Source organism: Acinetobacter junii, assembly GCF_018336855.1.
GTDB classification, from domain to species: Bacteria; Pseudomonadota; Gammaproteobacteria; order Pseudomonadales; family Moraxellaceae; genus Acinetobacter; species Acinetobacter junii.
The window spans coordinates 12,113-34,412 of the sequence record NZ_CP059559.1; the positions used below are offsets into that span (position 1 = coordinate 12,113).

25 protein-coding genes and 1 pseudogene are annotated in these 22,300 nt (G+C 38.1%); 21 read left to right on the forward strand and 5 right to left on the reverse strand.

Annotation, left to right across the window (positions count from 1 at the left end):
- Nucleotides 1-217 precede the first annotated feature (217 nt).
- Genes H2677_RS15800 through H2677_RS15810 form a run of 3 tightly spaced genes read right to left on the reverse strand, consistent with a single transcriptional unit; the run spans nt 218 to nt 1,564 of the window.
- Nucleotides 218-622, reverse strand: a complete 405-nt coding sequence (locus H2677_RS15800; protein ID WP_005000449.1) for a hypothetical protein — start codon at nt 620-622, stop codon at nt 218-220.
- Nucleotides 619-1,308, reverse strand: coding sequence for a ParA family partition ATPase (parA, locus tag H2677_RS15805; RefSeq protein WP_005000446.1), 690 nt, complete (start codon nt 1,306-1,308; stop codon nt 619-621). The genes H2677_RS15800 and parA overlap by 4 nt, the downstream gene beginning before the upstream one ends.
- Nucleotides 1,309-1,324: 16 nt before the next feature.
- The gene (locus tag H2677_RS15810; protein ID WP_005000443.1) at nt 1,325-1,564 is read right to left on the reverse strand and encodes a hypothetical protein; all 240 of its coding nucleotides are present in this window, start codon (nt 1,562-1,564) and stop codon (nt 1,325-1,327) included.
- 1,610 nt (nt 1,565-3,174) lie between these two features.
- Between H2677_RS15810 and H2677_RS15815 the strand changes: the two genes are divergently transcribed.
- The 18 genes from H2677_RS15815 (at nt 3,175) to H2677_RS15900 (ending at nt 18,476) form a co-directional block, all read left to right on the forward strand.
- Nucleotides 3,175-3,546, forward strand: coding sequence for a hypothetical protein (locus H2677_RS15815; RefSeq protein WP_005000442.1), 372 nt, complete (start codon nt 3,175-3,177; stop codon nt 3,544-3,546).
- Complete coding sequence (locus H2677_RS15820) at nt 3,533-3,952, forward strand: hypothetical protein (RefSeq protein ID WP_180001617.1); 420 nt, start codon at nt 3,533-3,535, stop codon at nt 3,950-3,952. The genes H2677_RS15815 and H2677_RS15820 overlap by 14 nt, the downstream gene beginning before the upstream one ends.
- Before the next feature lie 7 nt (nt 3,953-3,959).
- Nucleotides 3,960-5,060 (forward strand): type IV secretion system protein, encoded by a 1,101-nt coding sequence (locus H2677_RS15825; protein ID WP_180001616.1) that lies wholly within the window; start codon nt 3,960-3,962, stop codon nt 5,058-5,060.
- The gene (locus H2677_RS15830; protein WP_005000436.1) at nt 5,060-5,848 is read left to right on the forward strand and encodes a VirB8/TrbF family protein; all 789 of its coding nucleotides are present in this window, start codon (nt 5,060-5,062) and stop codon (nt 5,846-5,848) included. The genes H2677_RS15825 and H2677_RS15830 overlap by 1 nt, the downstream gene beginning before the upstream one ends.
- Nucleotides 5,849-5,862: 14 nt before the next feature.
- Complete coding sequence (locus H2677_RS15835; protein ID WP_005000435.1) at nt 5,863-6,600, forward strand: TrbG/VirB9 family P-type conjugative transfer protein; 738 nt, start codon at nt 5,863-5,865, stop codon at nt 6,598-6,600.
- 1 nt (nt 6,601) lies between these two features.
- Nucleotides 6,602-7,981, forward strand: coding sequence for a TrbI/VirB10 family protein (locus tag H2677_RS15840; protein WP_180001615.1), 1,380 nt, complete (start codon nt 6,602-6,604; stop codon nt 7,979-7,981).
- Between the two features lie 15 nt (nt 7,982-7,996).
- Nucleotides 7,997-9,034, forward strand: a complete 1,038-nt coding sequence (gene virB11, locus H2677_RS15845) for a P-type DNA transfer ATPase VirB11 (RefSeq protein WP_015060713.1) — start codon at nt 7,997-7,999, stop codon at nt 9,032-9,034.
- A complete protein-coding gene (locus H2677_RS15850; RefSeq protein WP_004999338.1) occupies nt 9,003-9,332 on the forward strand; it encodes a hypothetical protein in 330 nt (109 codons plus the stop codon). Before virB11 ends, H2677_RS15850 begins: the two co-directional genes overlap by 32 nt.
- A gap of 3 nt (nt 9,333-9,335) precedes the next feature.
- Nucleotides 9,336-9,788: a hypothetical protein gene (locus H2677_RS15855; RefSeq protein ID WP_004999340.1), complete on the forward strand. Its 453-nt coding sequence runs from the start codon at nt 9,336-9,338 to the stop codon at nt 9,786-9,788.
- Nucleotides 9,789-9,869: 81 nt separating this feature from the next.
- Nucleotides 9,870-11,117, forward strand: a complete 1,248-nt coding sequence (locus H2677_RS15860) for a lytic transglycosylase domain-containing protein (RefSeq protein WP_017480463.1) — start codon at nt 9,870-9,872, stop codon at nt 11,115-11,117.
- Entirely contained in the window at nt 11,114-12,631 is a 1,518-nt protein-coding gene (locus H2677_RS15865; RefSeq protein WP_015060710.1) for a type IV secretion system DNA-binding domain-containing protein, read from the forward strand. The genes H2677_RS15860 and H2677_RS15865 overlap by 4 nt, the downstream gene beginning before the upstream one ends.
- Nucleotides 12,632-12,649: 18 nt before the next feature.
- The gene (locus H2677_RS15870; protein WP_004999346.1) at nt 12,650-12,850 is read left to right on the forward strand and encodes a hypothetical protein; all 201 of its coding nucleotides are present in this window, start codon (nt 12,650-12,652) and stop codon (nt 12,848-12,850) included.
- A gap of 44 nt (nt 12,851-12,894) precedes the next feature.
- Nucleotides 12,895-13,605 carry a lytic transglycosylase domain-containing protein gene (locus tag H2677_RS15875; RefSeq protein ID WP_017480462.1) on the forward strand — a complete coding sequence of 237 codons (711 nt, stop codon included), beginning with the start codon at nt 12,895-12,897 and terminating at the stop codon, nt 13,603-13,605.
- Between the two features lie 10 nt (nt 13,606-13,615).
- On the forward strand, nt 13,616-13,909 hold the full coding sequence (locus H2677_RS15880) for a TrbC/VirB2 family protein (protein ID WP_017480461.1): 294 nt from the start codon (nt 13,616-13,618) through the stop codon (nt 13,907-13,909).
- Nucleotides 13,910-13,920: 11 nt separating this feature from the next.
- Nucleotides 13,921-16,632, forward strand: a complete 2,712-nt coding sequence (locus H2677_RS15885; RefSeq protein WP_015060708.1) for a VirB4 family type IV secretion/conjugal transfer ATPase — start codon at nt 13,921-13,923, stop codon at nt 16,630-16,632.
- On the forward strand, nt 16,629-17,270 hold the full coding sequence (locus H2677_RS15890; protein ID WP_004999358.1) for a type IV secretion system protein: 642 nt from the start codon (nt 16,629-16,631) through the stop codon (nt 17,268-17,270). The genes H2677_RS15885 and H2677_RS15890 overlap by 4 nt, the downstream gene beginning before the upstream one ends.
- 62 nt (nt 17,271-17,332) lie before the next feature.
- Entirely contained in the window at nt 17,333-17,794 is a 462-nt protein-coding gene (locus H2677_RS15895) for a hypothetical protein (protein WP_015060707.1), read from the forward strand.
- A 199-nt stretch (nt 17,795-17,993) separates the two neighbouring features.
- The gene (locus H2677_RS15900) at nt 17,994-18,476 is read left to right on the forward strand and encodes a thermonuclease family protein (protein WP_015060706.1); all 483 of its coding nucleotides are present in this window, start codon (nt 17,994-17,996) and stop codon (nt 18,474-18,476) included.
- On the opposite strand, the gene H2677_RS15905 is transcribed toward H2677_RS15900, so the two are convergent.
- Together H2677_RS15905 and H2677_RS15910 are read right to left on the reverse strand one after the other, a co-directional pair.
- Nucleotides 18,473-20,185, reverse strand: a complete 1,713-nt coding sequence (locus tag H2677_RS15905; protein ID WP_015060705.1) for a zeta toxin family protein — start codon at nt 20,183-20,185, stop codon at nt 18,473-18,475. The genes H2677_RS15900 and H2677_RS15905 overlap by 4 nt on opposite strands.
- A gap of 183 nt (nt 20,186-20,368) precedes the next feature.
- The gene (locus H2677_RS15910) at nt 20,369-20,593 is read right to left on the reverse strand and encodes a hypothetical protein (protein WP_015056389.1); all 225 of its coding nucleotides are present in this window, start codon (nt 20,591-20,593) and stop codon (nt 20,369-20,371) included.
- A gap of 151 nt (nt 20,594-20,744) precedes the next feature.
- Between H2677_RS15910 and H2677_RS15915 the strand changes: the two genes are divergently transcribed.
- The 3 genes and pseudogenes from H2677_RS15915 to H2677_RS16105 all read left to right on the forward strand — a co-directional run.
- Nucleotides 20,745-21,392, forward strand: coding sequence for a recombinase family protein (locus H2677_RS15915; protein ID WP_004993315.1), 648 nt, complete (start codon nt 20,745-20,747; stop codon nt 21,390-21,392).
- Nucleotides 21,393-21,782: 390 nt separating this feature from the next.
- The gene (locus H2677_RS16175; RefSeq protein ID WP_233148753.1) at nt 21,783-21,860 is read left to right on the forward strand and encodes a hypothetical protein; all 78 of its coding nucleotides are present in this window, start codon (nt 21,783-21,785) and stop codon (nt 21,858-21,860) included.
- Nucleotides 21,861-21,864: 4 nt separating this feature from the next.
- Nucleotides 21,865-22,239: pseudogene (locus H2677_RS16105) on the forward strand (protein-disulfide reductase DsbD domain-containing protein); the annotation flags it as partial.
- Nucleotides 22,240-22,300 lie beyond the last annotated feature (61 nt).

The following is a 22,300-nucleotide window of genomic DNA, read 5'->3' on the forward strand; positions in this document are numbered from 1 at the left end:
AAAGACAAATAAGCCCCACTTATTGGCGGGGCGGTATTTCTAGCAACTTAAAAATATTAGATAGATAGGGTCGCTTATTTTGGCTCTCCAATTCATTTATAGCGTACTCAATTGCAACCTGATCTACCTGTGTAATTAGGTAATCAAAGTTTTTTTGATCAATTTCATTATTTATGATCACCTTATTTTTTAGATCATTTAGGTTCATATCAAGCCCTTAATTTTCATCAAGCTTTAATAAGTTTTCATTGATAAGCCAAGCCGATAATGCCTGTCTAATTTGGTCACTTCGGTTGATACCATGAACAGCCTTAAAGCTGTTTATCTTCACATCATACAAGTGATTAATGGTGTAGATTAATTGCTTAGAATTACCCTTACTTAATTCTTCACTGTATGGCGCACTTGGATTGTTTAAATAGAAGTCCAAAGCCGATCTAGCAATATCTGCTAGTACGACTTTTCTTTTATCCGCTACTTTCTCGATCTTTTTGTATAGATCGGGATTGATCTTAATTTTTTGAATTTTGTCAAAGTTCAAAGAATTAACAATGTGAGCCTTTTCATTTGCAATATGGGCATTGCTACTGGTCACAGTAGCATTGCCTTTAGGTGCTTTCATTCAGTCATTCCCTCACGTTGTAAAATTTCATCAATTAAAGCATCGACTTCGGCAATTGCTTTCTTATCCTGTTTCCCATGATCATCTTTATATTCATAGATAGACAAGCCCTCGCCCAATGAACGTGAAAAAGCAGTTCGTAACGCAATCTTAGTGTCCAAAATTGGTAAAGGGTAACTTTCAGCTAACCACTCTTTAACCTCATTAAAGACCTTAGTTTGTGGGTTTACGCCACTCAATAAAAAGTAAGCTGAAAAATCACGATAGCCCTTAATTTCATTGATTGATTTTAAGGTTTCTTTAGTAGCCCAAGCATCCAATGGACTTGTCGTATTTGGAACGATCGCAACGTCACAAGCTACAATAGCAAGGCGTGTTAATTCTGACTGTCTGCCTGCGCTGTCAGTGATTACAAAGTCATATTTTGATTTAATTTTAGCAATCTCTTTGGCTAAGTTGGTTTTTGGTACACCAATAACAGTAAAGCCTAAATCAATATCTGCTTCTTCACGTACAGTAGCCCAGTCAAGTGAACTAGCTTGCGGGTCACCGTCAACTAACAGTACGTCATACCCACGTAGAGATAAGCCCATAGCTAAATTAATTGAAGTCGTTGTTTTAGATACACCGCCTTTCTGATTAACCAATGCGATTACTTTAGATAATTTTTCAGTGTTATTGCTCATGTTCTTTTCCTTTAAATTAAGTATTGTCTGTTGTTTTTACTGATCGTCTGCTTTCAGGAAGAATGCCTTTATCGACCATTGAATTAATTAAAAAATCTGTTTGGCTTAAATTGTTATCTTTGCAGAATTTAATAAGTTTCAACTTATCTTCATGGTTCATACGTGTTTGAAATCTATCTTCTTTGACAACTTCTTTAACACTGTTTTGATTACCAATCATTGTTGATCTTGTCTTACCTTTAGTAGATTTAATCATAGGTATATTCCCTAACTATTTATGCATATATTAATTTGTACTCACAAAACAATCAAGGGGTATTTTAGATACTTTTGTAATTGTTCTCTATTGTTCTAATAGTTTGTTATTTAAAGTCTTTATAAGTAAAACTGTATATAAGCAATACTTATATATGTACTGGGAATAGGCGCTATTACAATAAGGCGCTTATCTGCTTCAACCTCACAACCTTAGTCGTTTTCGCTTCGCTTCAACCGCCTTGCGGTTGGTGAGATTGAGCAGATTTCGGCAATATTCACCCTAGATAGCCTAAGCAAAAAAAATTGCTTAAAATGGCTATCTTGAATATTGCCGTTGTAGCATTGCTGTCGGAGCCGACATCGCTTTCAATCGACACTGTATGCCAATGTAAGGGCATAACAGCAAGTGAGTATTTAGAGCCTTACAGCTCCCCTGCACACGCATTAGCTCACTCACTAGGTCGGCAATCTCAAGGAGGGTTTCCCCAACGTCTTATTTATGCCAGTTCCTAGCGTATTCCCTGCGTCCCCGCCTATTGTGCGTTCATCAGCAAGCGGGCGTTTTACACTGGCTAGGTGCTTAACTCTTGCGTTGGTGATACTGCCGTCACTTGTATCCTCCTGCTACACCAACCGTCTTTAAAACTCTATGCCATTGTTGACCCATTTAAGGCAATGCACTTACAAACACAAACTTTATAAAACACAGGAGTAGACGAAGCTCGGCAAATAAACAATGCGCTTATTTGATACACGAATAGACACTAAATTAACGAAGTTTTTTCATTGTATGACTTGCAAAATCTAATATAAATGCAATAATAGAGTTCAGGTACAAGCCTTTCAGGTGAAATCATAACGGTCGCCAAACCTTATGATCTTCGTTAGATGATGTTTACCGCATCAAATAACTGTGTACCGAAGAATATAGAACAAAGCCCCGATAGTTGCAAGACTATCGGGGCTTTTTCTTTGTGCGCTATTTCACAATTTCCTTATAACAATCAAAACCTTTTTTTTGTTATCCATTGAAATATCATAGAGTTATAACTCTAAATAAGGGGTATCACCCCACGCTTAATTATTATTCATAAGATCAAAATAAATTAACTATCGCCCTCTGTGCCTGCGGGAACGGTAGCCCTTACCTACAGTCGGTTGATTGCTCAAAGCTTTACTTAGCATTGGGTATGCTGAAGCATTCCCAATACGTGCGTAAACTTTCGAGCCTTTATACTCAATAGTAAATAATTACAATTAAGTAATTGAATATTAATACTTAATAATAAGAATGTTATTTTTTTGTTTACCATTTGAAACAGTTGAAATAGTTAGATTTTAGTAAACTTGTTCTATTTTTAAACTTATAGAGTTATACTGTTATAACTCTATAACCGATAAGGCTAGAACTATGAAAAAAATCTTCGTCACAATGGGCATTTTGAGCCTAACAGCACTTACAGCCTGTGCCACAAATACATCATCACAAAAGGGATTAAAAAAATCACCATGCGCTTGCGTATATCAACCAATCCCAAGCGCTGAAAATCAAATCTCTGACCCATTCGCTCAAGTAATTAAAACGGTAAAAACTGGGGGTAATGTCGTATGAAAAAACTATTACTTCCGATCGCTACGGCTTTAGTTTTGACGGCTTGTTCTGACGAGCCTAAAGCGCCTGAAGTGAAAGGGGATGACTATGTAGGCGTTTGGATGAACCCAATAGGGCAACAATCGCAATCAGCAAATGACGTAATTATCAATGATCGAATCATTATTGATAAAAGCACAACTAAAGACGTTTACACCGTCACTATTTTAGCTAAAGGCGTTTTTACAGACATGAAGTTTAAACCTGATAACGGTTTGCTTTGTGCGCCTAACGATGCTTGTTTTCAGCTTGTAGATGGAAAGCTAAAGCTTGGTAGTGAAAGCGGTGTTCTAACTTATGAGAGAGAACAGCAAAATGGAAATCAATAAAATTAAACTCGGTCTAGCTTCTGCGGTTGTCGCTTTAGGTCTAACTGGCTGTTTCACTTCTAAGCCTGACATTTCAGGCGTATGGGTTCCCGAACACACTCCAAAATCTGAATTTTTTTATTCGTACTATGTGATTTCTGAAGCTGATAAACAGGGCAATTTCCCAGTAAAAAAAGTCAATTATCAAATCCAAAACATGAACCAATATAACCCTGCAAAGTTGCCTAAATTTACTGGTGAATCAAGCGGGGTTTTAACATTCGTTAAAGACGATACATATTGCTATGAGGGTTCTTTGACTACTGATTGTTTTGTCTATTCAGACGGAAAATTAAGAAAATCAGATACACAAAACTTTTTCTTAAAGACTTCAAAAAACCCGCCCGAAATTCCAGTAATTCGTTGAGGTCATTATGAAAAAGATTATCTATGCTTTCTTGCTTCTGTTTAGTTTTCTTAGCTTTAGCTCGGCTTATGCGGTCGATAACTTTACCAATCCACAAGACTTAGGCAATGGCGGTGTTACAACTAATTCTGACGGTTCTGTGACTATTCCGACTGGTAATTCTAGTTCTAAAGGTAATGAAATATCTAAAAACGTATCTGAAGTGACTAAAAACGGTATGTCTGAATTAGACAAAGTTGTTGATAGTCTGATTACTGGTGTTGATAAAAACATTAAAGACAATTTGCAAGGTTACTATCAGAAAGTCACAGCTCCAATCATTCCAGTTTTTGCAGGCTTTATCATTATTTGGATCTCGTTCCAAGCTATTAAAATGATGTTAGGCATGGCTGTAGAAATTCAGGGTGTGATAGCCACTTTCGTTATTATGCTGTTGATTTGGTCAATCGTATTTTCATGGGATGCTTTCTTTCCATACGTTGCTGAAGTATTCCTCGATGATGTACCGAACCTGATTACTGAAATGACAGGTACAGATTCAAAAACAACATTGCAGTCTTTTGTATCTATTATCTTTGAATCTATCGCATTAGCTTTTAATAACATTGATACAGGTATTACCAATGTCGTTTCGGGCTTCTTCTTCGTCCTGATCTATAGCTTGATTTTTGGTTTAGCCTGCGTTGTCTGCGGTTTATTCTTCTTAATTTGGATTATCTGTAAAGTCATTATTGGCATTCTAATCGCAGTTGCACCGATTTTTCTTGCATGTGCAATGTTCCCTGCAACTCGCAGATATGCCACAAACTGGCTACAAGCAATTTTAACCCCTCTTGTTGTTCTTCTTTTGCTGATTGTGAGCTGTGACTTAGTGCTTACTTCAGTTGTCGCAGGCATTCAAAACCTTAATGAAAACGGCAGTACGTTTACTGGGGCTTTCATCATGGTAATTGTTTTGATCGTTGTTATTGGGCTGTTTTGGCTTGTTCCAAAGATTGCAATTTCTTTGGTCGGCAGTGGCTTTGAAGCTTCAACCAGTGCGACTTCAAGTATCACCAGTTCAGGCACCAATATGGTTAAAAGTTTTGGTCGTGGAGGTAAACGCTAATGACACCACAAGAAAAAGCGCAGTTAGACGCTCAAATTAAAGAGATTCAAGACAATACTAAAAAGTCTGAAAATCGTAACGGTAAAATCACTATTTGGGTTCTTGGTTTAGCGACCGTTCTAGGTATAGGTAATGTTGCTCAAGGTATCGCAATTAAAGGATTAACACCTTTAAAACAACCAGTTCCTATGATTGCTGTAATTGATTCTGAAACTGGAATTATGACCAGTGTAGAAAAGTTTGATTCAACTACTGACCCTAAACTTATTGAAAAATTAGTGACCTCTTACTTTTGGGACACTATCAGCAATCGCTATGGCTATTACGGCAAAGTTGGTAAAGACCAACTTTCGGCACAGTACAGCAAAGCTTCTATTTTCTTAGATAGCCAAGATCGTACCGACTTTGAAAATGAAGTTAGCGGAATGAATCAAAACTCACCTTACAACCAACTAGGTGAAACTGGCTCAATCACTCCTAAAGTTATTGCTGTCAACTTTCTTGGCAACAATAAAGTTCAAGCCAACTTTAAAACAACCGTTATTAAAGGTGCTGAAATTCGCCAGTACAGCTACACAGTGACGGCTGACTATATCACTGACAACTTTGACGATCTCAACGTAAAAGATCGTTGGATTAACCCATTTGGCGTGAAGTTTAAGAACTGGAACTTAACGCAAAACTCATCAAATGATGCGTTAGTTACTCAAAACCCAGTTACTCAACCATTGCCTAAACCTGAAGCAAGCACTGCTTCTGAGCCTGTGGCACAGACTTCTAATAATTAATAAGGTAATCGGATATGAAAAAGACCCTTATAAGCATTTTACTTACAGCAACGTGCATTGCTTCAGCGCCAACTTTTGCTCGTCAAATTCCTGTTGGTTTGAAAACGGACAACCGCATTAAAGTTGTTCCGTATTCTGAAAGTCACGTTGTTGAACTATCAACGACTTTTGGTATTTCAACTACTGTCGAGTTTGGAAATGAAACTATCCAAACTGTTGCTTCAGGTGACACGATTGGATGGCAAATAATCCCACAAGGTAATCGTCTATTCATCAAGCCTGCGGAAAAACCACAAGCAGGCATGAACCGTACAAACTTAACCGTAATCACGGATAAGCGAAATTATTACTTCAATCTATTCAATAGTTCACAGCCAGTTTATGTACTGCGCTTTAACTATGCAGATGCCAATAGAACTAATCGTTTATTGGCACAACAAAATGCACCTCGTCCCGCTTTAGGTGAACTGCCTATGACAAGCCAAAAATGGGGAATGGATGCCACTAAAAGCAAATCTATTAAAGTTCTTGGCGTAAGTGATGATGACCAATTCACATTTATTCGTATTGCGAAAAATTCACCTCGTCCCGCAGTTTATGCGGTTAATGGTGAGGGATACGAAGAACTTACCAACTCAAGACAAGAGGGGGATGTAATCGTGATTGAGAAAGTAAACGATGCTTTCACTCTGCGACTTGGCAAAGAATACGTTTGTATTCTCCGTAAACCTGAAGTGATTGGAGGAAAATAAAATGACAAATGAAAATAAAAATTTGGGTAACGATGACTTTAAAACCCAAGATAACTTCAGCACTGAAAATCATGTTTTCCATGATGAAAAAAAAGAACATGGTAAAGATGATTTTGAACGTCAAGATGCTTTTGACAATAAGCCTAAAACGTCTGTTAAAAATATAGACATAGGCAAGTTGGTTAAGTTCGGTGGCTTACTAGCCCTCATTATTGGCTTGGTAATTTTTGGCGTTTATCTGAAATTGCAAAAGAACAAAGAAAGCCGTGTAGAAAGCGGTATAGAAAGTGCTGTTGCTAAACCAGTAGCAGGGATGGACGGCAGTAATTTTAATGGCATGGATAGATTCGGATTCGGAAATCCGCAACCAATCCCAACTGCGACTACCCCTGACCCTGTAAACCCTACTGAAAAAAGCCCTGAACAGCTCGAAATGGAACGTCAATTAGCTGAACAGCAACAACAACTAGCAATGCAACAAGAGCAGGCTAGACAAGATGCTATAGCTAAAGAACAAGCCCTTTTAAACGCCCGCTACAAGTCTGGAATCATGGTTAATGAGAATGGCGGTAACGGTGGCGGTGTTAGCCCTAATGGTGATGCTAGTGCAATGGCAGGCATACCGCCTGAACTTGCACCGTTATTTATGGGTATGCAAGCTTCACAACAATCTAATGCCAACGGCAACCAAGCGGGTGCAAGCAATGTAAATCCACGCATTGCAAATAGCACTGCGGGTTCTATGGGTGGTCGTTTTGATTCAAGCACTTCTAATCAAAAAGCGCCTATTGCTCATGCGAGTTATAACGCTGATCGTAGAATGCTTATACAACAAGGCAAGATCGTAGATGCAGTTTTAGAAACTGCTGTTAAAAGCGATTTACCAAGCAACATTATTGCTCGTGTAACTAATGATGTTTATAGCGAACAAGGACGTAATCGTTTACTGCCTGCGGGTACTCGTTTATTCGGTCAATACTCATCAATTGTTAATGACGGACAAGCAGAAATCGGGGCGGTTTGGAATCGTGCAATCACACCTAATGGCGTAGAAATTATGCTTGATAGCCCAAGCACTAACAGTCTTGGTATCGCAGGCTTAGGCGGTAAAGTGAACAACCATTATGGGCGCATATTCGGAACAGCTACTTTACTTAGCATTATTGGTGCGGGTGTAAGTAATGCAGGTGTTAGCAGTAGCGACCAAAACAATGCTTCACAGACTTATCGTACTGAAGTTGCAAACTCATTCGGCAACCAAGCTGACCGTGTTCTACAACGTAACTTGTCAATTCCTCCGACTATTACAGTCGCTCACGGCACACGCATTAAAGTTCTAGTTGCTAAAGACTTGGACTTTTCAACTATTTTAAACCAATAAGAAAGGCGCTTAATTATGTCAATCCTTGTACTTGAAGATTTGAAAAAAGCTTTTGGTGATGATCTTGATAATGATCAAATTACTGAAATTTCAGTTAATAAGCCTTTGGAATATTTCATTGCTATGAAAGGTACAAGGGACATGATTAAAAAAGAGAATCCTAACCTTACCTATGCGCTTTTGAAGCGATTAGCCGAAGGCATTGCAACTGAAACCAATCAAACAATTTCAGAAGCACAGCCTTTGCTTTCTGCTCAAATTGCATCACCGCAACATGAGGGTTTATTTTTCCGTATTCAATTTGTCCGTGACCCTGCCGTAACTGGCGGGTCGATCGGCTTATCTATTCGTAAACCAAGTATTTTAAGTCTGCCATTTTCAGCTTATGAGGAAGTTTTAAATTCTGTTGAACCATTTGCAAAAATCACTGCAAAAGATCAAGAGCTATTCGATTTATACGAAGCCCGAAACTTTCATGAGTTCATTCGTAAAGCGGTGGGTTATGAAAAAAATATCATTATTTCTGCGGGTACAGGTTCAGGAAAAACAACTTTTTTTAACTCCATTATTCATGACTGCATACCACTGGGCGAACGACTAATCACTATTGAAGATGCTAAGGAGTTACGCCCTCCGCATGAAAATACGTTGCAACTTTATTATTCAAGAGGTGGACAGGGTAAAGCTAAAGTCGATGCACAGTCATTAATGGAAGCTTGCCTGCGTTTGTATCCAAAACGCATTTTACTGGGTGAGATTCGAGGTGCTGAAGCATTCACTTATTTAAACCTAATTTCTTCAGGGCATGGCGGTTCAATTGCGACATTACATGCCAATGACCCACTTAATGCTATTGAGCGTTTAACGCTTATGGTTCTTATGGCAGGCACTACATTAACCAGTGACCAAGTTAAATCTTTTGTTAAACAAAGTGTAGACATTATTGTTCAACTTGGAAGAACAGAAACAGGCGGTTATGGCTGTTCAGCTATTTATTTTAAAGCTTATGAGGATTTCAAAAATGAAAAAACACATTTTTCTAGCGTTGCTTAGTTTAGCTAGTGTTGCCTGCTCATCTAAGGGCTTGGACGGACAATACAATCGTATTGATCAAACAGCATTTGAGAAAGAACAAGGCATGAGTAGCGGGCTTATCGTTGCCAATAAAGGTACTCAAGTTACCTTAAAAAACTCATGGGGTGATGTTGCATTATCGGCTGTAGAGAAAGATAAAAAAATGGTTGTTCAATATAACAATCAAGACGCTTTCTTAATGGAACAAAAGGGCGGTGTTATTACTCTGACCGATGTTGATAACCCAAGCCAAGCATACAAATTTAAAAAGGACTAAGCCATGAAAAAAACAACTATTGCTCTTTGCGCCTTAATTAGTTTGTCTGCTGAAGCACAGTTACCGCAGACATTTACCCAAGTTCTTCAGTCATTTGCTCAAAGCAATAAATTAACTTATGTGCCTGAAGCTCCCAATCAAGGGAACTATGTCACTTATAAATTTTCAAGTGATGCCAGTTGCCAAAACGAAGCATGTGCCGATCTTAAAGTTTATTACAGCATTGACCCTGCTTGTGTACCGCAAGAAGTGGGGTTATTTGGTGAATTGCCAGTAAGCATCCCTAACGCAAAAGCATTGTTTGTATCTCCGACCATTTCTGACAATACAAGCCAAGCTCACGACTTCATGCGAGTTCAAGCAAATGGCGGGTGCTATGAGTTATCAATGGGTGAACAAGGCTCACACTATAAAACCTTAGTTGATCTAGCTAACCGTTTGGCTGTGGCTAAGTGATGAAATAGCAACGGGCCAAGTTTAAACAGGTAACGTAGTTCCTGGTTAAACTGTCCTCGTTGCGGTAGAGGAATAATGAAAATGAAATTAAAAAAACTATCGCTACTGGTACTGGTAGGTTTAAGCGGGGCAACTATTGCTTCAAATTTACCTTACAACGATATTGTGACTTCAGCTTCAGCTAAATATGGATATGACCCGCTTTTAATTCATGCAGTAATTCAAAAAGAATCTTCGCATAACAATACTGCTAAGTCAGGCGTAGGCGCTCAAGGTTTAATGCAACTTATGCCCGCAACGGCTCGTTCTTTGGGCGTTACCAATCCCAATGACCCCACACAAAATGTTAATGCGGGTACTCGTTACCTGAAGCAATTAAATCAGCAATTCGGCAACATGCCCCATGCACTCTATGCCTATAACTGGGGTATGGGTAATTTACGTTCGTATCTGAAAGGTAATAAAAAAGTTATGCCTAAAGAAACGCAAGACTATGTGCCTAAGATCGCCCAGTTTTATAGAAATTATGGCGGTACTGGTTCATATTTTGGTGGCAACGTAATTAAAGGCGGGACTACTTCAGGTGGCAAGCCTGCAACGACTGGCATAGAAAACAGTAATCAGAAGAAGATACAAGCCAAGCTAGAAACACAAAGCGCATGTAAGCCTGTAAAGCTACCTGAAGCAGAACAAGTTGATATTGATTCACCTATCAACCTACCGCCTGTTCCCCCTGTAACTGGTGGCGTAGGTAAAACAGTTTTTGACCCGACAAAAAATGCCGATGCAGTTCTACAAGTTCAAGAATTAATGAAGCAGATTCAAGTCTTGAAAGGGCAATATGACAGTGTGACTAAAGGGCTTGCAGGGCTAGGACTTCTTACCAATGTGATGCAAATTGCAGGCTTTGAATTGCCTAATGGCTTTGATGCTCAACCGACTAATATTTTCAATACACCTAAAGAGCAAAACGCCTACAACGAATTGCAACGTCAAATTGCGACCAATACTGGTGTATATGCAAGCAAGGAATTGGCACAGATTCAAAACATAACTGCAAGCCGTGTAAACACAGCTTATGTAGACGCTGAAGTAGCTTGGACACAAGTAAATTGTAATATGCAAAACCTAAAGTCGTTGGCTCAAGTAAGTACCAATACGTTAAAGCAATCAAAAGACTTGGCGAATGCCCTTGCTATTGAAAACAGTATGTTGGTAGCCAATCAAGCGAAGCTTAAAGCTAACATGCTCATGATGCAGTCAAGCATGGATTCTTATAAGGTCGCTTCCCATCAAGCCGTTCAAAAATTCTTGGGGACAGTAAAATGAATGATCAATCGCAAAAAATCTTCGGTCACGCTGTTTTAGCTGTTGTAATCACTGTGATTACAACATGGGCTATTTTTTTACCGAAGTTTTTTATTATCCCAAAAGATCATAAAGTCCAAGCTATTCTTTATGCAATTCCATTGACGTTTAAAACGCCTTTATACGTTTTAATATTGCTGTTGGCTTTGGTTATTAGTAGTGCTTTGGCTTGGTTTTATTTTCAAAACAATAAAACACCTTTTGGGGGCGAAAGATACGTTCGTGTTCTTCGGGGCTTGCAATTAGTAAGCCCATTCAAATTAAGAAGAATGACCAAAGAAAAAGATTACCAAATCCGTTTTTGCGGTATGCCTGTTCCTAAAGATTTAAAATATAAACACTTCCTTTTAACTGGTGGTACTGGTCAAGGTAAGTCAGTTTCAATCAGTGATTTTTTAGATTCTTGTGTTGCTGATTCTCGCAGTAAAACCCGCTTAATTGTGGTTGACCCTAACGGAACTTACGCAAGTTTATTTGCTAAGAAAGGTGATGTTATTTTCAACCCTTTCGATGCTCGATCAGTCCATTGGTCAGTGATTAATGAAGTACAAAATTCTTATGACATTGAAACATATTCAATGACAATCATTCCTAAATCTTCAGACGCAAATCACGAAAATTTTAATACGATGGCTCGTACTATTGTTAAGTCTGCCATGACCAAAGTTTTAGAAATGGATGAACTTACTAGAGAACAGCAGACACAACAATTTTTAGAAATTTTATTAATTTCAAGTGACGATAAACTCAAAGAGTTTTTAGTAGGTACTCAAGCTTACAGCTTACTTGGCAACTCTGAATTAGTCGGTACTTTACGCAGTATTGTTACTACATATTTAAGCCCTCACACTCATTCTAAAATTGGTGATTTTTCGTTTAGGGATTATTTAAAGCATGGTACTGGCAATATTTTTATTACTTGGCGTGAAGATCAATTAACTGCATTGCAACCATTAGTTAGCTGTGCGACTGACGTTATTTGTAGTTCTTTATTATCTGACTTTGATAACTATTCTGATTTTATATTCTGCCTAGATGAACTCGGCTCTTTGAACCGTTTATCGTATCTCGAAGCAGTATTAACTAAAGGACGTAAACATAGACTTATTGCTTTAGCAGGCATTCAAAGTCTGGCTCAATTAATCACGATCTATGGAGAAAAATTCTCTATTACGCTACGTGGTTGTTTTTCTTCTTTTGGTGTCTGTGCTGTCAACTCTCAAGACACTTATACACCCCAAGAATATGAAAAAGCTTTCGGTGCAATTGAAGTATTAAGGAAAATGAAATCTGCAAATAAAGATTCAAGACCTGAACTTGTAAAAGAAAAAGAAAATGTAGTTAAAGCTGAAGAAATAAGCAGTCTTAAACCTCTGCACTTTTATATGAAGTTTTCAGGACATTACCCGCCAACTTTAGTAACGATGAAATACCGCACCTATGCTAAAGTTTCGGATTCTTTTTTGGCTGTATAGAAATTTTAGGGACAAGTTATGAAACGTGAACAACTTTATGTAAGTGATGAATTTTTCGCAGAAATGGACGAACACTTTTTGAGATATAAGCGTGGTGAATTAAAAGTTCCTGAAGAATTTAAGAACCGCAGACTTACCAAAAACTTAATTTATCTTATCGCTTTAGACCAGTTCTTTAAAGAGAAACATAAATTTTCAAATAGACCATTTATTGATTAAGCTAGTAGAGTTATACTGTTATAACTCTATAAGGAATAATGACAATGTTTAAAAAACTTATAATCGGTTTAGCTTGCAGTACGCCACTGTTTGTATATGCGTCACCTTATGATGATCTTATTCACAAACATTCTGTAGCCAATGGTTTAGACCCTAATTTAGTAACGGCAATTATGGCAAGAGAAAGCGCCTTTAAGCCAAATGCTCGATCACATAAAGATGCTAGGGGTTTGATGCAAGTCATTCCCTCTACAGCTCGTTTAATGGGTGTAGACCCTAGCCGATTATATGAACCTGAACAGTCTATTATTGCGGGTACTCGTTATCTCGCTTTCCTGAATAAAAGATTTAATGGTGATCTTACAAAAATGATTGCTGGATACAATGCAGGGCATGGGGCAGTTGAAAAGTTTGGAGGTATTCCCCCTTACCGTGAAACACAAAACTATGTACGCCTTGTATCCAGTAAATACCAAACACTAAATGGGGGTGGTTCATTTAAAACTTACACTGCAAATAATAACCCTACTGAAGCCAGTCGAAAAAGTGACATTCTAGTTCTCGCTTCATGGCAACAAAATCAGTACCCGCAATACTCCGCAAGTCAAAATCAAAGTACAGAAAACAATAGCTATTCAGCACAATCTGAACCTGTGCGCCTGCGTGTAAATAATCAACCAAGCAATCAACCAAACGTGCAACAAGCATCGTTTGTTCAAACTCTTAACAAAGGGCAATACGTCCAAGTATTTTAAGGAATAGATCATGAATCTTTTAAATAAACTCAATCCTAAGCAATACGCAATTGTCTTATTTGCTGTTTTTTATGCTCAATTGGCAAATGCTGCGTTTGGTCAAAAATTTGCTCAAAAGCTTAACCAATTTAATGATGAATTAGTCATTATCGCAGCAGTCGCTTTCGTGACTGGTGTTATTTGTTTGGCAATCACAATGCTTGGCGGTGGTAGTGAGAAAGTTAAGCGTTGGGGTATCGGCTTAATCGTTGCAGGTATCCTTGTTTTCGTTGCCCCTGATCTTGGTAATTTCTTCTTTAACTAAATAGGTGAGCCATGAGCAAAACCACTGAAAAAAACGAAGAAAAAGACTTGCTGTTTGCGGGTCTTGCCCGAACTGCAAGGGTGGCAAATATACCTGTAGATATTTTCACTTACTTTTTCCTAATTTGTGGTTTTGCTACGTGCTTTTTAGCACTAATTGGCAACCTAAAATTAGGATTAATAATATCGGGAATAATCTATTTATTGTTGGTTGTAGTGACCTACCAAGAAGATAGAGGGATTCAATATTTATGGTTTTCGATCAAACGTAGACTTCAGCGAACTAAAGTTTTTGGTGGCTATAGTTTTGATTCTCACGCAAAAGCTGACGATAAAAATATTGAATATAGTCAAAAGAAATTAGCGGGTGCTGAACAAATGGAAATCAATAATTTACCTTATCTAAGCCCAATCAATGAACATGATATTAAGCTAGTTAATGGTGATATTTTTACGGTTTTAAAAATTACTGGCTTTCCGTATGAAACTAAAAGCTATGCTCAATTAAAGACTTTAAAAAAATATCGTGCAGATATGTTTAAACAACTTGGCTCTCGTTTTGTTGTTAGCGTTTATTATGATCGTCACGAAGTTAAAACCGAAATACCGCCTGCAAATGGCAATGAATTTTCAGATAGTTTTAACCAAAAATATTATGAAAAACTATCTAATGAACGCATGTTTCAAAATGATATTTATGTGTCGTTGCTTGTCCGAAAATCTAACCCAAGTGACCCGCCTTTAACTCGTCTTAAAAATCTGTTTTTCAGAAGTGATAATGAAGAACAAATGATTGCCGAATTAAATAATGCAGTAAGTATGTTTAAAGAGTATCTGCAAGATGCGAACCCAAGACAGCTAGGCACTTATTCAAAAGATAGCGTTTTGTATTCTGAAACAGTGAATTTTCTCGGTTATTTATTAAACTTAGAAAAAGCAGAAATTCCACTTCATCCAACTGAAATCAGAAACTACTTAGGCTATACACGTAGAGTTTTTGCGCCTGATGGAACTATTAAATTCTATCACCCAAGCGGTGAATTAACGGCAGGGGCAATCTATAGTTTGCCTACTCCTAGCTATCCAGAGGGTAGCGATCACACCATGTTAGATGAATTTCTAAAAGTTGATCATCCTTTAATTATTTCTCAAACTTTCATGATGATGGACAGACGTAAATCTATCAGCATGAGTACAACTCGTCAGAACCAATTAAAAAATGCTCAAGACAAGTCAGAATCTCAAATTGAAGCGATTAATGTTGCCATTGATGACTTAGCTTCAGGGCGTATCTTAAACGGCATTTATTCATTAAATGTTTTAGTTACCTCTAAGACCCCATCTGAATTTAAAGAAGCAATGCAGAAAACTAGCGGGGCATTTCAGCGCAATCACATGATACCTAAAAAAGAAGATTTAATTTCTGAACCTACTTTTTACTCTATGTTGATTGGCAACTATCACTTACTCCAAAGACCCGCAACTATTAACACGACTAACTTTGCGGGCTTTGCCAGTATGCACAATAGTTCTACTGGCAAAAAAGATGGCAACCATTGGGGTGAGAATGTCATTCAGCTTAAAACGACAAGTAATACGCCTTACTACTTCAATTTCCATGAACATGATGTAGGTCATACTCGTATCACGACTGGTACTGGTGGCGGTAAGACTACTGTAATTAATACGCTTTTGACTGCTTCAGATAAGTTTAAGCCTTATATTTTTCATTTTGATTTTGAATATTCAGCTTCAGTTTGGATTAAAAGCATGGGCGGGCGACATACTGTTTTAAGTGAAATGGTTAAAACTGGTTGGAATCCATTGCAGTTAGATGACACGGAACAAAACCGTTTGTTTCTAAGAAATCTATTTTCTTTTATGGCTCAAGACTACAACGATAATGGTAATCCAAAGCCTTTAAGCACTGCTGAAGAAAACAAGATCAAAGACGTTGTAGATGCTGTTTATAGCTATGAAAAGCACCTTAGACGGCTTAGAAACTTTATTGGCTTGTTTGGTATGGCTGAAGATAACAACATGGCTGAACGCATGTCAAAATGGGTTAATGATGGGGTTTATGCCAATATTTTTGACAATGAAAGTGACAATTTCTCAATTGATGGCGCTCGAATTTTCGGCTATGAAATGAAAAATGTCATTGATAATGATGTGGTGTTAGGCGCTATGTCTATGTATATCTTCCATCAAATTGATATATCCATGTCTGAGGGCAAGCCCTTTATTGTTGTTGTCGAAGAAGGTCAAAGATATATCAGCAATCCGATTAACTTAGCATGGCTTAAAATCATGCTAACCACGTACCGTAGACGTAACGGTATGATGATCTTTGTTACGCCAACGCCTGAAGTCATTACAAGAGATGACGATCTGATCGGGCAGTTTAAAACATCAATTCTATTGCCGAATGATAAAGCGAATGTCGCTACATATATGGGTAATGAGAAAAATAATGGCTTAGGCTGTACTCAAGCAGAATTTGATTGGGTTGTGAATACACCGCCTTATTTACGCCAATTTATGATTAAAAACTCGCATGATTCAGTTATTAGCAAATTAGATTTAAGCAATATGTCTGAAATTATCCCAATACTTTCAGGCAATGAGTTAAGACACAATATTCTTGAGGAAATATTGAGTAAAGATGAAAACTTGACCTACTCCCAGTGGGTACACGAATTTAACGAAAGGGTGAAATCATGAAAATGAATAAAATAAAAATGTCGGCTGTAGCTTTTGCTTTAGCCTTTACTGCCAACACAGCAAACGCTTGGGACGTTGTATTCGACCCGACAGCCGTTGCAAATATGGTCAAGCAATTGGTTCAAATGCAACAGCAATACGAGATCATGAAGAAACAATATGAAAGTACGACTGGTAATACTGGTATCGGAACTTCAGGCGTTAAGAATGTGCAAGACGTTGTTTCAGGCTCTTGGCAAGACGTAGTAGCCAATCAAAAGACTGGCTCATTTGGTAATGCTCAAAAGGCTTATGACAAAGTGCTTACTACCATTGGTTCAGATGGTATGAATCAATTGCTAGGCAATGATCAATACAAGCGAAATTACAACACGGTTAAGACTGGCTTTGCTTTCAGTGATGCTTCCTATAATGCTTTAAATGAGCATGTAGCAAACTTAACCACACTGAAGAACAAAATTAACTCGACCCGCAATATTAAAGAAGCCCAAGACTTAGCAAATGCCATTGCTATTGAACAAGGTTATATCAACTCGATTGGTGCTAAATTGTCGGCTGTTCAAACTAACCTTGCATCTAACAATGCTTCAAGCGGTGTGACCAGTACGCAAAGCTTTAAATCGTGGTTTGGTAACTAATTTCATCACAAGCTAACAATTCAGGTTGTTAGCTTTTTTTTGTCTAAATTTTAGGATTATCTATGAAAAAAATCATAATCCCTGTATTAGCCTTAATCGCTTTCAATACATACGCTGAAACAGCACAGAATGGCACAGAAACGCCAGTTGCTATAGAGGCTAGTCATACATCACTGACCACTAAAAAAGGCGAAATAGAGGTTAAAAAAGACGGAAAAACTGTATCTGTTTCTAAAGTACCTGAAAGCCCTTTAATTAATACAGTCACAACTACACAAACAACTTCAAAAGCGCCTGAAGCTAAAAAAGTAGTAAAAGAGATCCAATCTGAATCAGTCAAAGAACCTGTAGTGATTTATCAAGCCAGTGAAATTATGCCTGAGCTTAGTCAAGCCGATCTTGACTATATCAAGGCTGTAAATTCAAACGATAAAATCAACTCAATTGAAAGCAAGATCGTTAATAACGAAGCGATTAGCAAAGAAGAATTGAAGATTTTACGCCAAAAGAATCCAAACTACTGATTGACCTTTTTGACAATTTCCTCGCACTCATAACCCACTTAAATCATTCAATAAAGTAGATGCCTGGTTAAGACTGCATACTTGCAGTTTTGACCAAGCATCGGGATATGATTTTTCACAGTAAGAGTTTTAGCACGTATGGACCAAGCAATGAAGTTGCAAGTCCATACGTGCTAAAACGGTTTTATGGTGAACCAAAATGAATAAGCTTTTTTGTATTACCCTTTTTTTGTTTTCAGCATACTGTCACGCTGATTATTACGGCAAAGTCACTTACGTTTTAGACGGTGATACTGTGAGTATCACAAAACCAAACAACACTAAATGGCGGGTTAGACTGTCATTCATAGATGCCCCTGAAGTTGCCAATAATGCTAAAAATTCGCCTACACAGCCTTATGGTCAACAATCGAAACAATATTTAATGTCTATGGTCTTAAACAAAACGGTACTCGTTAAAGAGCATGGAACTGATAACAATGGTAGGTTTCTTGGTGAGCTGTACTTGAATAAATTAAATGTGAATAAAGCAATGGTCGCCAGTGGCTACGCTTGGGCTTATCGCTACAATCTTCCTGATAGAACATACATAGATTTAGAGAATAATGCTCGATCAAAAAAAATCGGGTTATGGAAAAGTCCTAACCCGATTAACCCCTATGACTGGCGAAAGAAATATTAAAATTTCATGCCTGAAGTGGGCTTATCCTGCTTTGGGCTTGACTGGCTTAACTCCTGTACCCTTGAAGCAGATAAAGATTTAAATGTTGTTTGCTGTGCTATCACTCTCTGATCTACAGCCTGTTTTACTTCAGGATTGGTTTCATAGCGTTTCACATATTGATCACCATAGCGGGCTTCAACACTTCTGATTTTTAACTCTACATTTGAATTGTTATGAACGCCTGTTGCATAGGTTTCACCTTTTTTAGTTGTGTGACCTGTGATTTTAATTTCAGCGTCTTTAGGTAAATTAGTGGTTTTAAATAAACCATCTTTTTGACTGTATGCTTCATTGAGCTTGATATAGTCACCATGAGCAACGGATAGCCCATTAGCTGACTTAGCAAAATCAGCACCCAATTTCCCCTCTTGCTTTAGCTGTATTCGGACTTCTTTAATGATTTGGTGTTTATCTAGCTCTGGGGCTTTGCTTTGAAATTGAGATACTTCAGCCTTACTATCTCCTTTCACTTCAGGCGCTTTAGGTTTATTTGATAGCTGTTCATCTACTTTCATTAAAATTTTATTTTCAAGGTTATTTAACTTTTCTTTAACCTCCATATAAACCTGTAATGCCGTAGATTCAGGTTGTTTTGAATCATGATTACCGATCGGCTTATCGAGCATCATTTCATTTTTAGTAACATTGATTAACTCAAGATGATCTCGATTTTGACGGAACATAACTAAATTGTCCTCGCCATCAACTTTGATATTTTTAGATAAATAACCATCTTGTTTTTCAAAATCATCTTTGGCAACAAGTAAGTTGCTAGTTAAGTTACTGACTATTTTTACGTCCATTTTCTCACCTGTACTTTCATCAACTTGGGTCACTTCACTAACCAGTTTTTGATTATTCAATTTAAGTCTGTCACTTTCCTGAAGCCCCTTTACAATCTCAACCTCTGTATATGGGGCAAAGCGTGTTTGCATTGCTTCTATTACTTTGAACCATTTATATTCATGCTGTTGGCGCTCCTGATCTGAAAATGGTCTTTCCCTTTCAGCTTTAAAGTCCTTTTGTTCAATAGCGTTATAGTGACGGTCATAAACGGTTAGCTTGTCTACTATGGGTTCATCTTTTAACTGTTCTATTGTGTTTTCTAGCTTGTGATAAATTTCACTATGAATATCAATATTGACGAAACGCCCAGTTTCATACAGCGCCTTTTCCATTTCATAACGATGGTATATACCTTGTCGTGATGTAATTTCAGGCACAGCCATTATTTTTAATTCAACGTCTTTGTAGCCTTTATCTCTGAAATTTTGAACTGTATTTTTTAAGGTTTGAAAATCTGCACTTGTTTGGTCAAGAACAATATTTTTCTTATGGCTTATAGCTTCTTCAATTAATTCTAAACTCCACTTTTTAGCATCATGGTGGGTGAATCCTGAAGATGTTTTATCATCCAATTTTTGCAGTTCATTATACTTGGGGTGATAGGCTCTTAATTGATCGGGGTCAATAATTACACTCCCGCCTTTATCTTTGAACTGATCTATAGAATCTCTTGCCAACTTGCCTTTACCCGATGCAGGCTGACCGCCAGTAATGACGACTTTAGGGCTGACTATAGACAGTGAGTTATTCAGAAAATCAGCTTTAATTTTCTCAAATACAAGGCTATGTTCTTCGTCACTTAGTTTGTATTGGTTGTCCATTGATCACCCTTTCATTGTGCCTTAAAGAATGTTCCAACAAACTTATAAACTGTAGGTAGTAATATCAGTCCACAAAATCCAATAATGCCTACAGTGTTATCTGATAAGTTCTCTGAAACAAACACTACGCCCAAGCAACCATAAATCACGACTAGACTTATAATTAGCTTCAGCAAAAAATTTTCATTCCTGATTACTCTGCTCGCTTTTATAGGCTTCACTATGTTTCTTGATTGATTGTATCAACTGTTCTCTATCTTGCTCGTACAAGCCCTGAAGCTCCATTGAAAGAGCCTGTCTATCATCTTCAGGCAAATGTCCTGAAGTACGCAATCCTATACGGTTTGATATGCCAGTCTGTGCAATCCTTAATAATTCAGATTCGCTTAGATCATTAAAATTAATCATCGTTATTTTTCCTTATACCTGAAGATATATAACAATAGGGTATACCCTATTGTTATATAATAATACACCCTAAAAACCCTATAACAATAGGGTTGTTTTGTTAATCTAATGTGATATAACATTGAGGTTATCTAATTTTGTTATACTGGTTATGGAAAAAGAAAATTTAGATATTGAAGATCAAATTAAAAACACACCCTTTCAAAGAGTGGGGTATATCCGTGTATCCACTAAAGACCAAAACCCTGAAAGACAGCTCCATGATCTACCCTTTGAGCTAGATAAAACTTTTATTGATCATTTTAGCGGAAAGACTGCCAAACGCCCTGCACTTCAGGAAATGTTCGATTATGTCCGTAGTGGGGACATTGTGTACGCTCATGATGTTTTTAGATTGGCACGTAGCTTGATTGACCTTGTAACCATTGTTCAAAAGCTAAATAAAAAAGGAGTGTCTGTTCATATTGTCAAAAATAACCTGAACTTTACCCCCAATTCAGATGACAAGTTCGATAAGTTTCAACTCCATGTATTAGGCGCTGTAGCTGAACTTGAAAGGGGTATTATTAGTGAGAATCAAGCAGAGGGAATTAAATTAGCTAAAAAAAAGAAAGGTAAATACAAGGGAAGATCGCCTGCGATTACAGAAGAAAAACTAAAAGAGTTAATTCATACCCTTAAAAATAAGGACGATTCATACCCTTTCACTCAAATAGCTAAAGATTATGGTGTTAGTTATATGACTTTAATTCGATATAGGAAAAAGTATGCAAAACAAATTAACGCCCAGTCTGATTGACCTTTTTGACAATTTTCTCGCACTCATAACAAAAAATAAAGGAAAATTTTAAGATCAATTGGATTTAAGATATACAACAATTATGTTTAAACCTATATAAGAAAACACATTAAGCTTCTTTTATAAGGCATTTTTAAAATGATAATTCAACATAAAAGTCCCTCATCCTCGCCTTCTTTCAAAGTGAGAAGGCGATTTCAATAGCAATATGAATCACTCATTATAAACATTCATTCAGTTTAGAAATAATCTAGAGATATTATGATTAACAGCAGAATTATCGATAAAATCAAATAAGTATTGATATTATTAAAGCTCTTAAGATAATTTAACATTCGTCATTTCCCATAAGAATTTAATAAAATACTATATCCCTACGAACTCCCGGAGCTGCTCGCGGTCGAAGCCGCGTCCGGCCTGCCCGAATACCTGCAATGGCTGGCCGCCGAGAGCCGACCGGTAAACTGAGCCAATGACCGCATCCACGATCCGCCTGCGCCGCTGGCTGGCCGGGCTCGCCCTGCTGCTTGCGCTGCCCGCGACCTCGGCCGTCGCCCAGGACTTCGAACTGCCGCCGGTCGACGAGGTCTTCGTCCTGTCCGCGCAGGCCACCGCGCCGGACCGCATCGAGGTGCGCTGGCGGATCGCCGACGGCTATTACCTGTACCGGCACCGCACCTCGGTCAAGGCCGATGCCGCCTTCACCGGCGCGACCATGGCGCTGCCGAAGGGCAAGGCCTACCGCGACGAATTCTTCGGCGACGTCGAAACCTACCGCAAGGAATTGCTCGGCACCCTCACCGGCACGCCCGCGGCCGGCGCGAGCGCGACCACCCTGACCGTGAAGTACCAGGGCTGCGCCGATGCCGGCGTGTGCTACCCGCCGCAGACCCGCACCCTGAAGGTCG

Bases quoted from the DNA above. Each gene is read 5' to 3' on its own strand.
- H2677_RS15800 (WP_005000449.1), bottom strand. From the start codon at position 622: ATGAAAGCACCTAAAGGCAATGCTACTGTGACCAGTAGCAATGCCCAT.
- parA (WP_005000446.1), bottom strand. From the start codon at position 1,308: ATGAGCAATAACACTGAAAAATTATCTAAAGTAATCGCATTGGTTAAT.
- H2677_RS15810 (WP_005000443.1), bottom strand. From the start codon at position 1,564: ATGATTAAATCTACTAAAGGTAAGACAAGATCAACAATGATTGGTAAT.
- H2677_RS15815 (WP_005000442.1), top strand. From the start codon at position 3,175: ATGAAAAAACTATTACTTCCGATCGCTACGGCTTTAGTTTTGACGGCT.
- H2677_RS15820 (WP_180001617.1), top strand. From the start codon at position 3,533: ATGGAAATCAATAAAATTAAACTCGGTCTAGCTTCTGCGGTTGTCGCT.
- H2677_RS15825 (WP_180001616.1), top strand. From the start codon at position 3,960: ATGAAAAAGATTATCTATGCTTTCTTGCTTCTGTTTAGTTTTCTTAGC.
- H2677_RS15830 (WP_005000436.1), top strand. From the start codon at position 5,060: ATGACACCACAAGAAAAAGCGCAGTTAGACGCTCAAATTAAAGAGATT.
- H2677_RS15835 (WP_005000435.1), top strand. From the start codon at position 5,863: ATGAAAAAGACCCTTATAAGCATTTTACTTACAGCAACGTGCATTGCT.
- H2677_RS15840 (WP_180001615.1), top strand. From the start codon at position 6,602: ATGACAAATGAAAATAAAAATTTGGGTAACGATGACTTTAAAACCCAA.
- virB11 (WP_015060713.1), top strand. From the start codon at position 7,997: ATGTCAATCCTTGTACTTGAAGATTTGAAAAAAGCTTTTGGTGATGAT.
- H2677_RS15850 (WP_004999338.1), top strand. From the start codon at position 9,003: ATGAAAAAACACATTTTTCTAGCGTTGCTTAGTTTAGCTAGTGTTGCC.
- H2677_RS15855 (WP_004999340.1), top strand. From the start codon at position 9,336: ATGAAAAAAACAACTATTGCTCTTTGCGCCTTAATTAGTTTGTCTGCT.
- H2677_RS15860 (WP_017480463.1), top strand. From the start codon at position 9,870: ATGAAATTAAAAAAACTATCGCTACTGGTACTGGTAGGTTTAAGCGGG.
- H2677_RS15865 (WP_015060710.1), top strand. From the start codon at position 11,114: ATGAATGATCAATCGCAAAAAATCTTCGGTCACGCTGTTTTAGCTGTT.
- H2677_RS15870 (WP_004999346.1), top strand. From the start codon at position 12,650: ATGAAACGTGAACAACTTTATGTAAGTGATGAATTTTTCGCAGAAATG.
- H2677_RS15875 (WP_017480462.1), top strand. From the start codon at position 12,895: ATGTTTAAAAAACTTATAATCGGTTTAGCTTGCAGTACGCCACTGTTT.
- H2677_RS15880 (WP_017480461.1), top strand. From the start codon at position 13,616: ATGAATCTTTTAAATAAACTCAATCCTAAGCAATACGCAATTGTCTTA.
- H2677_RS15885 (WP_015060708.1), top strand. From the start codon at position 13,921: ATGAGCAAAACCACTGAAAAAAACGAAGAAAAAGACTTGCTGTTTGCG.
- H2677_RS15890 (WP_004999358.1), top strand. From the start codon at position 16,629: ATGAAAATGAATAAAATAAAAATGTCGGCTGTAGCTTTTGCTTTAGCC.
- H2677_RS15895 (WP_015060707.1), top strand. From the start codon at position 17,333: ATGAAAAAAATCATAATCCCTGTATTAGCCTTAATCGCTTTCAATACA.
- H2677_RS15900 (WP_015060706.1), top strand. From the start codon at position 17,994: ATGAATAAGCTTTTTTGTATTACCCTTTTTTTGTTTTCAGCATACTGT.
- H2677_RS15905 (WP_015060705.1), bottom strand. From the start codon at position 20,185: ATGGACAACCAATACAAACTAAGTGACGAAGAACATAGCCTTGTATTT.
- H2677_RS15910 (WP_015056389.1), bottom strand. From the start codon at position 20,593: ATGATTAATTTTAATGATCTAAGCGAATCTGAATTATTAAGGATTGCA.
- H2677_RS15915 (WP_004993315.1), top strand. From the start codon at position 20,745: ATGGAAAAAGAAAATTTAGATATTGAAGATCAAATTAAAAACACACCC.